At 46.6% G+C, this 12480-nt stretch carries 11 protein-coding genes; 4 read left to right on the top strand and 7 right to left on the bottom strand.

The features are described from left to right. Positions 1–129: 129 nt before the first annotated feature. Complete coding sequence (locus tag ACQ5DJ_RS14190; RefSeq protein WP_106840543.1) at positions 130–330, top strand: cold-shock protein; 201 nt, start codon at positions 130–132, stop codon at positions 328–330. A gap of 180 nt (positions 331–510) precedes the next feature. Here the strand turns inward: ACQ5DJ_RS14190 and ACQ5DJ_RS14185 are convergent, their stop codons facing one another. Further along, positions 511–1170: a Crp/Fnr family transcriptional regulator gene (locus ACQ5DJ_RS14185; RefSeq protein ID WP_429843039.1), complete on the bottom strand. Its 660-nt coding sequence runs from the start codon at positions 1168–1170 to the stop codon at positions 511–513. A 178-nt stretch (positions 1171–1348) separates the two neighbouring features. Here ACQ5DJ_RS14185 and ACQ5DJ_RS14180 point away from each other — a divergent pair, with 178 nt between their 5' ends. Continuing rightward, on the top strand, positions 1349–2062 hold the full coding sequence (locus tag ACQ5DJ_RS14180) for an alpha/beta fold hydrolase (protein ID WP_429843038.1): 714 nt from the start codon (positions 1349–1351) through the stop codon (positions 2060–2062). A gap of 45 nt (positions 2063–2107) precedes the next feature. On the opposite strand, the gene ACQ5DJ_RS14175 is transcribed toward ACQ5DJ_RS14180, so the two are convergent. Continuing rightward, positions 2108–3535 carry a PLP-dependent aminotransferase family protein gene (locus ACQ5DJ_RS14175; protein WP_429843037.1) on the bottom strand — a complete coding sequence of 476 codons (1428 nt, stop codon included), beginning with the start codon at positions 3533–3535 and terminating at the stop codon, positions 2108–2110. Positions 3536–3646: 111 nt separating this feature from the next. Here ACQ5DJ_RS14175 and ACQ5DJ_RS14170 point away from each other — a divergent pair, with 111 nt between their 5' ends. After that, complete coding sequence (locus tag ACQ5DJ_RS14170) at positions 3647–4573, top strand: DMT family transporter (protein WP_429843036.1); 927 nt, start codon at positions 3647–3649, stop codon at positions 4571–4573. Between the two features lie 61 nt (positions 4574–4634). On the opposite strand, the gene ACQ5DJ_RS14165 is transcribed toward ACQ5DJ_RS14170, so the two are convergent. The 5 genes from ACQ5DJ_RS14165 to ACQ5DJ_RS14145 all read right to left on the bottom strand — a co-directional run bounded on the left by ACQ5DJ_RS14165 (position 4635) and on the right by ACQ5DJ_RS14145 (position 10643). Further along, complete coding sequence (locus ACQ5DJ_RS14165) at positions 4635–5627, bottom strand: hypothetical protein (protein WP_429843035.1); 993 nt, start codon at positions 5625–5627, stop codon at positions 4635–4637. Then, complete coding sequence (locus ACQ5DJ_RS14160; protein ID WP_429843034.1) at positions 5608–6180, bottom strand: RNA polymerase sigma factor; 573 nt, start codon at positions 6178–6180, stop codon at positions 5608–5610. The genes ACQ5DJ_RS14165 and ACQ5DJ_RS14160 overlap by 20 nt, the downstream gene beginning before the upstream one ends. 249 nt (positions 6181–6429) lie before the next feature. Further along, positions 6430–6756 carry a DUF1904 family protein gene (locus tag ACQ5DJ_RS14155; RefSeq protein ID WP_016740630.1) on the bottom strand — a complete coding sequence of 109 codons (327 nt, stop codon included), beginning with the start codon at positions 6754–6756 and terminating at the stop codon, positions 6430–6432. 73 nt (positions 6757–6829) lie between these two features. Continuing rightward, positions 6830–8887 (bottom strand): ABC transporter ATP-binding protein, encoded by a 2058-nt coding sequence (locus tag ACQ5DJ_RS14150; protein WP_429843033.1) that lies wholly within the window; start codon positions 8885–8887, stop codon positions 6830–6832. Between the two features lie 4 nt (positions 8888–8891). Then, on the bottom strand, positions 8892–10643 hold the full coding sequence (locus ACQ5DJ_RS14145) for an ABC transporter ATP-binding protein (protein ID WP_429843032.1): 1752 nt from the start codon (positions 10641–10643) through the stop codon (positions 8892–8894). A gap of 400 nt (positions 10644–11043) precedes the next feature. On the opposite strand from ACQ5DJ_RS14145, the gene ACQ5DJ_RS14140 reads away from it, so the two are divergent. Beyond that, positions 11044–12402, top strand: coding sequence for a TrkH family potassium uptake protein (locus ACQ5DJ_RS14140; RefSeq protein ID WP_429843031.1), 1359 nt, complete (start codon positions 11044–11046; stop codon positions 12400–12402). The last annotated feature ends 78 nt before the right edge of the window (positions 12403–12480 follow it).

Below are 12480 nucleotides of genomic sequence, written 5' to 3'. Positions count from 1 at the left end.
TCCTGTTATGCTAGTAGAGAATTATTTTTGTTCGAAGCAACGGATAGCGTAGATAACAAATTTTCGTCTTGATGATCCTGCGAGCAAGGATAGTAATATTTGTGTGTTACACACTAGGAGGCAATAACAATGGAACAAGGTACAGTAAAATGGTTTAACGCAGAAAAAGGTTTTGGTTTTATTGAGCGCGAAGGTAAAGAAGACGTATTTGTTCACTTCTCTGCTATCCAAAGCGAAGGTTTCAAATCCCTTGATGAAGGTCAAAAAGTTACTTTTGACGTAGAACAAGGCCAACGCGGACCACAAGCTACTAACGTTCAAAAAGTTTAGTATAGCCATAAACCAAAAACAGACTCCTTTAAGGGGTCTGTTTTTTTGTTGACTGAAACACAAATAAAAAACCCTACTCACGTAAATCGAGTAGGGAATGCTACACAGAACAGTAAATGGTAGACTCAGTATAACACAGTACCTGTCGCTTCCTAATATTTTTATATTTTCAAATATGGATTATTCAACCGTAGGTAGTTTAGAACGTTGGATATCCGTAATTTGCCCCCTTGCTACACGCAGCAATCCTTCTTTTTCCATTTTCTTTAGTGTCCGGCTAATCACCTCACGAGCAGTCCCCAGCTCAATTGCCAACTGATCATGTGTAATGGCAAGTGAATCATTCTCCGCACTTGTATGCTCGATCAAATATTCGGAAATCCGAACCCGAATGGATTTAAAGTTAATGTCGTCAATCAAGTTCGACATAATAATCAATCGTCGGGCAAATGATTGAAAAATATACTGGCGAAAGCCTTGATGCTTCTCGATCCATTTCTTATAAATCTTCGTCGGGACGTTCAAGACCATACTCGGCTTCTCCACGCAGGCCGAAGCTTCATACACCGTTTCTCCCAATATACTAGACGCGATGAGTGGGCAGCACTCGCCAGCTGATAGCCTGTACAACGTAACCTCTCTCCCATCGCTGCTCAGTTTGAAAATGCGAACCAGCCCATTCAAGATTAATGGCGCATTCTCCAAAAACTCGCCTTCATCAATGGTAAAGTTGGCTGGAACCGTAGTGATGGAGATTCCCTCCTCTTGCCACTCTTCTGGAGTAAGTGCCGCCAGACTTGGAAAACATGCAAGGACTTCCGCAATCTGATCCTTTTGCATATGGACGAAGAACCTCCTTGTGAAAAAAATAACTTGGTGACAAAGTCACAGATTACCGATATAGATTTTTATTATTATTGCACTCAAGAGGCACGAACACAAGAACACGCTGTTTAATCAGAAATCGCTTCGTTAACACTAACGAACGATCATCATGAAACGAAGGAGATGTATGTAAATGAGTACGTATGTATTGGTTCATGGAGCATGCCAAGGTGAATGGGTATGGGAAAGAGTAAAACCTGCGCTGGAAGCATTGGGACACAAGGTCGCGACGTTGGACTTGCCTGGAAGTGGACAAGACATGACACCTCCTCAGCAGGTGACACTGGATCTCTACGTAGAGAAAGTATCAGACCTGATCAAGCAACAAAACGAAAAAGTAATCCTTGTCGGACACAGCATGGGTGGCGTGGTCATTACGCAAACAGCTGAAAAGGTACATGACAAGATTGATAAGCTCGTCTACCTTTGCGCATTCTTGCCGAAAAACGGGGAAAGTCTCATAAGCAAGTCTGAAGGAGAAAAAGGCCCGGAATTCGAATTGAATGAAGCGGACATGACGCTGGCTCCAAAGCTTGAGACTGTGGAAGGAACATTTTTCAACGCGGTTGAGGATGAAGCACTGAGGCTCGCGTCTATGAAGCGTTGCCGTCCGCAAGCGCTGGCGCCTTTTACACAGCCAGTGCAAATTACTGAAGAGAAATTCGGAAGTGTCGATCGCGTCTATATTGAGACCACATTAGACAATGCGATCCCAATCGATTTCCAACGCAGAATGAACACAGAAACACCTTGCAGCAAAGTGATTACACTGGAAGCCGATCATGCGCCTTTCTTGTCGAAACCAGAAGAGCTGGTGAATCATCTCGATCAAGTAAGCAAATCATAAGGGAAAAAAAACAAGGCTGTCGACCATCATGTCGGCAGCCTTTCTTCAATCCTTTCTATCCAACAGGCGAACCGTACGGACGAGCCTTTGCACCCCATCCCGCAGCTGTTGTTCATTCAAATAAGAATAACTGATGCGTATCCAAGAGCTTAACTCTCGCAGCGGATCACAGATCGCACCGGGTACAAACGTAATGGATTGCTCTATGCATTTGCCCAAAAGACTTTCTATCGGAACGTAATCAGGCAGCTTCACCCATAAATTAAAGCCCCCTGGTGGGCTGGACCACTCCCAGTCGGTCATAGACAGTTCTTCCTCCATGATTTCCCGGCGAATGGCCAGTGCAATCCGCAGCTTCGCCAAATGCTGCTGCATCCGTTCGGAGAAGAAATAATGCAAAAAAATCTTTTGATTCAACAGAGGCGCTCCACTGTCGGACAGTGATTTCGCTTGAATCAAATACTTCATAATAGATGGCCTGCATGCCACAGTCGCAATACTTAGCCCAGGCCCGATGTACTTGCTAAAGCTGCGCAGATAGATGACATAGCCCGCCGTATCGTAAGAAAAAAACGGTAGTGGAGGCTCATCACCGAAGTAAATATCGCGGCACGGATCATCCTCTACGATCAGACACTGATACTTCGCAGCCAGCTCCACCAGTCTCTTTCGTTGTTCAGCGGGAACCGTATACCCCGTTGGATTGTGAAAGGTCGGATTGAGATAAAACAGGCGCGGTTTTTCTTTTTGCATCAACAGTTCAACCTGCTCCAAATCGTATCCATGCGGCGAAATCTCGATAGGAATCATATTGGCGCCCTGTCTTCTGAATACATCAATGGCTGGACTGTAAGTAGGTCTCTCAATCAACACGACATCACGCGGCTTTACAAGGACTCTGGCAACCAAATCAATCGCTTCCTGCGAACCAGATGTAATCATCAGCTCATCAGGTGACAGGTGAAAATGATAACGGCTGATATAATAGCTGCACAGTGCTTCCCGCAGCTCCTGATCTCCCTGTGTGGTTGAATAGGTGCCCAGCACCTTTGGATACAGGTCAAACACTTTCTTCACGTACTCGGAAAAGTAATGATTTGGCAATAAATTCGGTTCAATCAAAGCTTTGGAAAATTGATAGGTCGCCTGCACCTGATGAATTTCAGAAAGGTGACTCTTGTGTACATAGGCAGAAACGATTGGATCATCCATCGACTCTACTGGCAGCAGGCTGCTCGGTTGTACATAATACCCCGACTTATCCTTCACATACACGTGGCGGTTTTGTTTTAATAATTGAAATGCTTTAAAAACCGTCAGGCGATGCACATTCAATTCCAACGCCAACGTTCGAACAGAAGGAAGCTTCTCATGTGTCCCCCACTCTTCGCGTCTGATCCGGTCCAAAAGATATTCATACACTTGCTCGAACAGCTTATCAGAATGGCTGTTTGAAAGAGCCTCCCTTTTCATGCAAACTCCCCCCTTTCCCCCATGATACTGGATTGATCCTCGTATCTGTTCTATTCCATTTCAACTGTTCTGTTCCCTTCCCTTTATGATGAGGAAAAGGGAGGAATCATAATGGTACTGCTCAACTATGTGGTCATGTGCTTGATATTCGGAACGACTTTTCTGGCAATCAAAGTCGGGATCGATGCGGGAGCGCCGCCGTTTTTCTCAGCTGGACTTCGGTTCTTTCTGGCAGGTGTGATTTTGTTTTCATTCATGCTATGGAAAAAACAGGCGCGTCTATCTCTGCTGCTCCATAAAGAGATGTTTCTTACCGGAATTGGTTTAACGTTCGGGACATTTGCTCCCTTGTATTGGGCGGAGCAGCATGTAAGCTCAGGAATCGCTGCGATTCTATCGGCAACAGCACCACTCATGGTCATGCTGCTTCAGACAGGCATCTCTCGGCAAAAGCTCTCTGCCATATCGTGGGCTGGTTGTCTCGTTGGATTTGTCGGTGTCGTCTTATTGATTTTACCTGGTGCAACCCTCTCATTCAGCTTCCTTTGGCTCACTGGATGTGTAGCAGTCTTAATCGGTCAAATTTTTTATTCTGGTGGTGCTGTTTACTCCCGTCGCGTCATCCAACAGTTTCAAGACACTTCACCCATTGCTTTGAATGCAGCACAGATGATGTATGGAGGAGCCATGCTGCTTGTATTATCTCTGTTCACCGAGCAAGTGCATATCGAATCGATGCTCACAGCTAATGCGATCCTCTCGCTCCTGTACTTGATCGTCGTTGGTTCCATGCTGGGGCACACCATTTTCTATTGGCTCGTCGCCAAGACCAACCCTGTGTTTCCCTCCACGTGGCTCTATATCTCTCCGTTGATTGCCTTAAGCTTGGGCGTCATCCTGTACAATGAGCCGCTTTATCTCCTGTCGCTAGCAGGGGGGATTACGATTATTGTCGGGATTATCCTGATTAATATGGATGGGTTGAAGCAGTTGGTGGGTAAAAAGGCAAACAAACTACGTGACGTAAGCCATTCATGACAGAAAAGGAGTACCACAAGAAAGCCTAGCGCTTTGTGGTACTCCTCTGTTTGATACACCGTTACTTTATTTCATTGATTTTCTCAGCAATTTTGATCAGTTCGTCTTTAGATGCAACTTCCTCGTCAGCACGAACAGAGTATTCCAGTTTTGTTCCATTTTTTACCCATTCGATCCAATGCAAATTTTCACCTTTTTCCGATGTATACGTCATGAGAGCCGCTTCATTATTGCCAACCTTAATCTTTTCCAAGCCGTCAGCGTTAGTACCCGAACTGCCCCCGTCCGCTATGCGTACCTCTACCCTTACTTGACCTTTCTCTGACTTATAGGCGACACTGGTAAAATCGTACTTGTTGCTTGACGGAATTTCTGTGAAGGCGTATTCTTTGTTTTCTTTGATGGCTTTTGCCTTAAGTGCTTCGAGGTCCACCATGTACTCGTAGTTTTCTTCATAGTGTACGTCACCTTCATCGAAACGGAAGCCTCCAGCAAGCTCGGCTGGAAGCGTGAACATCTTCCCAACAACCGGCTCCATTTCCTTCCATGTTTTATAAGTCATCGGCTTAGATACCATTGTGATATACGGTTGTTTATATACTGACCAGGTTATGTTCTTTTGGATTTCTTCCTCTTCTTTTGTCGGCTTCCAGTATATAGCGACTGAGGTTCCAGGCTTCAAGCCATTAATAATTTCATTATCGACCTCATCCCGAAGCTCATACATTTCCCTCCTCGCCTCCATTTTCGCCTGTTCCTCTGGAGGCATTTGCTGAATCAATCGCTGTTGTTCTTGATCGGTATGCTGCGTTATCTCGTAAACTACTTCGCCCTTCTCATTTTTCAACTGTATCATTTCTACTCCCGCCCATACGGAAGACGCTCCTACCAACATACCTACGGTGACCAGCAAACCTACTTTCTTCTTCACGACTTTCTCCTCCTTGTTTTCCTTGGCACGAATTGCTGCCATGACTTTATGTTTGACATCGACTTTCGGGACTGGCTTCGCTCTCAGCATGTCATGCAAGCCTTTAAACGGAATTTTGTCCATTAGCGGCCACCCCTCCCATCGTTGGCAAATAACGTTTGCACTTTTTCAAAACGCGTTCGAATTGTTTGCGCAGGGCAGCTGGCTTTTTGTCCATCAGCTCTGCGATTTCCTCGTACTCTCTTCCCTCTAGCACACGTAGGAAAATGAGTGTGCGTTCTTCTGCGGACAGTCGTTTCCAGATGCGTTCGATCGGCTCCCCAAAATAATTGCTGTCAATGCTCTCCTCGACATAGTTACGTCCATCCTGATCCCGGTTGTACAAAAAGGGCAACACGCGGCTTAATTTCCTGCGCTTTAGCACATTCGCACAATGGTTGTAAGCGATCCGGTACAACCATGCGGAAAATGACAGCGAGTACGTATACTGTTCAAGATGCTCGTAGGCACGAAACAGAACTTCCTGGACAGCGTCTTCTGCATCTTGGCGATGACCGAGCATGTGATAGCAGTATGTAAAGATCGGTTGTTGATAGTGATCGATAATGATTTCGTATTGCTCAAGAGAACCTGCTTTTATTTCTGTCAGCAGGCGCTCTATCTCTGTTTTCTCCACGGTTTGCCCTCCTCTCACTATGAATAACAATTGAGAACTTTCATTTGTGACACCTATTTTAGAAATTTTTGGTTACACGAGTAAAAATTCGCTCCAAATAAAAAGGGTGCTCCACCCGTCGCGTACGAAAAATCTCGTGCTTACGGAAGGAACACCCTTATTCCATGCTTGTATTCATTTATTTGTCCGTACTCTTGTCGAATGTCTTGATACTTTCCCGGGAAATCGACAGCACCTGTCGGCTTCTCTTTAGAAATGCTCTCCATTGGCATAGTAGCTTTCTTTTTGATAAGCGACAAATGCCATTTCCACTTCTGGGATGCCAAGAGCTAAGACATGCTTCGTTACAATCTGGGCAAACTGGTCACGAACTTCTTGCCCCCGCTCGAACCATGCTACTTCGATAAAAGGAAACGATTCCACGATCTTCCCGCCAAAAACGCCTGTTGTATGCAAGCATTCGATCGTGAAATTGTCCGTGCCGCATTGGCATAGTGCAGCAAGCTCCACTGCAAGCGGTTCGCTAATCGTGGCCATTTGTTCAGCTTGAATGCCTCGAACGATAAGATGTGGCATGATGATCCCTCCTGAAAAGTCCATACTTCTATGCTCTATCTTACCGTTCAAGAGGCAAAAAGAGTAGAAAAAACTAGGTCAGAGCCGCGGCGCTTCCGTGCTTTCCTACTGCCTCTTGCACCCGTGCTTCTTTGTTCCCTTGCTGCATTTGATACACCTGATAGTACCTGCCTTGCTTCTCCATCAAGTCTTCATGCTTCCCTCGCTCTACAATTCTGCCTCGATCCAGTACGAGAATTTGATCTGCATTTTTGATCGTAGACAAGCGATGGGCAATGATGAAGGTCGTTCTCCCTTTTTTCAACACCTCAAGTGCATTTTGAATAATGCCCTCTGTTTCCGTGTCGATGCTGGCAGTCGCTTCATCCAAAATGAGGATAGCCGGGTCAAACGCGAGAGCACGCGCAAACGAAATCAACTGACGCTGCCCGAGTGAAAGCGTGCTGCCCTTCTCGATAACAGGTTCATCGAATCCTTGCGGAAGACTGCGGAACAGTTGGTCTGCCCCTACATCACACAGAGCTTTCTCTACTTTTTCAGGCGAAATCGACGGATCATCCAGACTCACATTGGAACGAATCGTTCCTGTAAATAAAAACGGGTCCTGTAAAACAATCGCCATATGCTGACGAAGCTGCTGTTTGGAAAACGACTGCACATTGCGCCCATCAATCATAATCGCTCCACTGTTTACATCATAGAAGCGGAGTAACAGATTAATAATCGAGCTTTTTCCCGACCCCGTGTGACCAACCAGCGCCACTGTCTCTCCGGGCCATGCTTCGAATGAAATGTTTTTCAGCACGTATTGATCGTCTTTGTAGGCAAAGGAAACATCGTCAAAGCGGACATTCCCCTGATAGCAAGGAACTTTTGCAGGATCAACGTCAATACCCTCTTCATCCAGCAGTTCAAACACGCGTGACGCCGCGACGAGAGATTGCTCCAGGTTCGCCAATTGGTTGACGATCTGTGTCATCGGCTGGAACAAGCGATTCAGATAATCGACGAAAGCGTAGAGGACGCCAAGTGAGAGCAGTGTACCTACCCCGAGGGAGGCACCGCCGAAATACCAGATGAATAAAACAAACGCGATATTGCGGATGAACTGAACCAGGTTAAACGAAGCGGTCGCATTGAGCCGTAGCATTTTATTTTGATAGGTGAATAGCTCTTCGTTCAGTTCGCCGAATTCCCGCATCGTTTCCTTTTCCCTGCGAAATGCCTGAATGATCGGCACCCCTTGGATCGACTCGTTAATCATCCCGTTGATGTCGCTGATGCGTGCCCGAATGACATGGTTAAATGCAGACGCGTACTTGCGGTACAAGTAAATCCACACGACCATGATTGGCAGAATGACCAGACAAACGAGCGCAAGTCGTACATCAAGCAAGAACAGCGCTGCGAAAATACCGATTAAATAAATCCCGCTCGTAATGAAGTTGCCGAGTACATTCGTAAACAGTTCACGGACTGCTTCCGTATCGTTTGTGACACGAGCAACCACCTTCCCGGCAGGGAGATGATCGAAATAATGAATGGGCAATCGTTGAATATGCGCGAAGACATCCATTCGCAGTCTCTCGATGACTTGATTCGCTGATTTTTGCCATAAGAACTTTTGTCCATAGTGGAAAAGCGAAGCAACTACCAATAATCCGAAATAGAGAGCAGCCAGTGTGAGCAAGCCTCTTGTCTCTGGCCTGAAAAACTCGAATATCTCCTGATTGCTTAAGAGAGTGGCCTGATATTCTGCTCGGTCCGCGCCTTTGACAATGACGAGCTTCCCATCCGCAATGGATCGCTGCCCATCATACGCAATCGCCTGGTTCAGGAAATAATAGTCGCGTCCTACCTGCAAAACACGAACTTCCCCACCAGCGCTCTCACCTGCTGCCAAGTGATCCTGTCTCGTGTAATACTTCCCGTTGTATAGCACGGAATCCTCATGCTGTGCCGTCTCATACCAAGGGAATTCAATGCCCAGTATGTGCGTATCGATCATCTTTTTCGCCAAAAATGGTCCTGTCAGTTCTGCCCCAACGGATATAGAGAGCATCAGAATCGCTAAAAGGATTGTCTTTTTAAAAATCGTTGCATAGTGGACTAGCCTTTTCCCCGTCGTCATTCATTCACCCGCTTTCTGTCAGCGTCGCTTCAATCTGCTGTTTCTCGAATTGTTCTTTATACCAACCGCCTAGCTCCACTAGCTGTGCATGTGTACCTTCCTCGACGATTCGTCCTTCGTCTATGACGAGAATCCAATCTGCATGCTGGACGGCCGTTAAGCGATGTGTGGTGATCAGTGTTGTTTTACCTGCACGCTCCCGACGAATATTCGTGATCATCTCCGCTTCGGTTTTACCATCCACCGCCGACATGGCATCATCGAGAATCAAGATTTCCGGATTGACCAAAAGAGCCCGCGCAATCGAAACCCGCTGTTTTTGTCCACCTGAAAGGGCTACGCCTTTTTCACCAACGAGCGTTTGCAAGCCTTCGGGCAGTAGCTGCACGTCCCGAGCAAATGCGGCCTGCTTCAACACTTCCTGTAACTGTTCTTCTGTTGCCTCTTTGTTCCCGAACAGGATGTTTTCGCGAACTGTTTTCGAGAACAGAATCTGCTCCTGCGGTACATAGCCGATCCAGCTCTTGATGTTATCGAGACTGATCTGTTCGAGCGCCTCTCCCGAAACACTGATGACTCCCTGTCCTACCGGATATTCGCGAAGCAGCTGTCGCACTAGTGTGGATTTCCCGCTTCCCGTACGCCCGACGATTCCTAACGTCTGCCCCCGACCAAGAGTAAAGGAGACATCGCTTAATTGGTCAACATGTGCAGATGGATAGCGGAATGTCACTGAATCGAACCGAACGACTTCTGGAACTGCCACATGAACCGGTCTGTCGTGATCCGTCACATCGGCTTCGTACGCCAAGGTTTCATTGACCCGATCCAGCGAGGCACTTCCTCTTTGCATCACATTGATCAATTCACCAATCGCAAACATCGGCCAAATCAGCATCCCGAGATAGACGTTGAACGAGACTAGCTCTCCCAGCGTCAGTTCTCTTTGAAACACGAGGTAGCCGCCGTAGATCAAGCCAATCATATAACTGATTCCAACCAATATTTTGACAGTTGGCTCAATCAGCGAATCGATTCTCGCCACATCGATATTTTTTTGATACACTTCATGAGTTTTTTGGCGAAAGCGCTCCTGATCCGCCATCTCCTGTACGTAAGCTCGAATCACGCGAACTCCAGAGACGGATTCCAAGACGCGGTCGTTCAGTTCGCCGAACGATGTTTGTGCGGTAGAAAAACGCTCGTGAATTTTTTTCCCATATTGCTTGATGATATAGGCCATGAACGGCAATGGAATGATCGCCGCTAAGGTCAGCTTCCAACTGATCAAAAATCCCATCGTCAGCACAATCGCCCCTGTAAAGGATAACGAGTCCACCATCGTCAAAATTCCGAAGCCTGTTGTCATCGAGACAGCCTTGAGGTCATTTGTCGCTCGCGCCATCAAATCTCCCGTCCGATTCCGCTGATAAAACGTTGGTGTCATCCGCAATAAATGCGTCATGAGCTTTGACCGTAACGTCCGCTCCGCCAGAAACGCTCCCCCAAACAGTTGGCGAATCCAGATAAAATTGACCCAATAAATCGCGACAGACAATACACCGAAAAACAGCAAAATGGATACCAGCCGCTCGCCAGTCAGCGTTCCCAGGTGAATCTCATCAATAGCCACCCCGATGATTTTTGGAGGGATAATCTCCAGTAAGCCGCCCAGAATCAATAGCAGAATAGCGACCGTATAACGTTTCCAATGCTCCTTGAAAAACCAATCAAGCTTTGCCAAAACCGAGAACATCCGTGTTTCTCCCCTCTCTTTAGCTGGCTGGGTGACCCTTTTTAGAGGACAAAAAAGACACATCGCCCGTGAGCAACATGCCTTTTCATCAACAAAAATAGAAAAGGCGCAAGTTACGAAAAAGGTAACCTACGCCATGTTAACGAGATCAAAAAAACGATACTACGCTCGTATCAATGGTGGGGTTACGTCATGTATGTCGTTGTATGGATGACCCATGCGTACAATTCTTTTCATGACTAGCCCACCTTTCCATTAATATTTTGAATTTCCAATAAATACATTCTGAACTTTACCATTCTTGCGGATACATTGTCAACTGATCTTTTCCGCGCTTTTGCTTCCTTTCATTTATTTGGTATGATTATCCTCATGAAGCTTATTCAGGAGGCCATTTATTTTGTTATCATCCAATCAAAAGCGACGATTGACATCTGTTCAAATCATCGTGTTCGCCTACGTTGGGCTCATCCTGATCTCAGCGTTTCTTCTGTCATTGCCGTTTTTTCACTTGCCGGGAGTCTCTCTTTCTTTTATTGACGCTTTGTTTACCGCGGCGAGTGCCATCAGCGTTACCGGGCTTACTGTCATTACGATTCATGAGGTTTTCAACCAGTGGGGGATTCTCTTTCTTACGTTGCTCTTCCAGGTTGGTGGGGTCGGAATCATGACACTCGGAACATTCATCTGGATCCTCATGGGTCAAAAAATCGGTCTGGAACAGCGCATTTGGATCGCGACGGACCACAACCGCTCCACGTTGTCCGGTCTGGTCGACCTGATGCGCAATATTCTCGTAATTGCACTCTTAATCGAGCTGGTGGGAACCATCCTGTTAGGCAGTCATTTTATTGTCGCCGGCTACTACGACGATTGGTACACCGCGTTCTACCACGGTTACTTCGCATCTGTCAGTGCTTTTACGAATGCCGGGTTTGACCTGCACGGAAATTCCATGCTCGACTTTACCCACGATTACGTGTTTCAGACCATCGTGATGATCTTGATTATTTGTGGAGCGATCGGGTTTCCCGTACTCGTAGAGCTGAGAACGTACTTTTCCTATCGCCGTGCAAAAGTGCGTTTCACCTTTTCGCTCTTCACTAAGATTACGACACTGACGTTCTTTTCCTTGATCGCCATTGGCGCCCTGCTCATTTTCGTTTTTGAGCGAAATCAGTTTTTGACCGATAAGTCCTGGCATGAAATGCTGTTCTATTCGTTGTTCCACTCCGTCTCTTCGCGTAGCGGCGGCTTGGCTACGATGGATATCAGTCTCTTGTCGACCGCGACACTCATCATGCTCTCCGGGATGATGTTCATTGGCGCTTCTCCGAGTAGTGTGGGCGGGGGGATACGGACCACAACATTTTTCGTCTTGATTGCGTCTGTTTTTGCCAACATGCGTGGCTACAAGGACGTAAAGGTGTTCGGAAGAGAGCTGGTTGATGAGGACATTCAACGCTCCTTCAGCGTCTTTTTCATCGCAATCATTCTGGTGTTCACAGCGGTCATGCTGCTCGTCTGGTTGGAGGATTTACCCTTCCAGCACGTCTTGTTCGAGGTCTGCTCTGCTTTCGGTACGACCGGATTGTCTACCGGGATTACGGCTCAGATGGGGATAGGCGGCAAGCTTATCCTCATTATTACGATGATGATCGGACGTATTGGGATTATCAATTTGCTTCTCTTCTTGAAGCGCAATGACCGAATCGTACGCTACCATTATCCGAAAGAACGCATCATCATTGGTCAATAGAGGAAAGGAAATCCCCCAAAGCTATGGACTGACCCTAATTAATGAGACGTTGAAAAAGCACCTAGGCTACCTGTTTCC

Source organism: Brevibacillus sp. FIR094 (assembly GCF_050477165.1).
Lineage (GTDB): Bacteria > Bacillota > Bacilli > Brevibacillales > Brevibacillaceae > Brevibacillus.
Note: the sequence above shows the minus strand (reverse complement) of the source record. Positions and strands in the feature narration are given on the sequence as shown.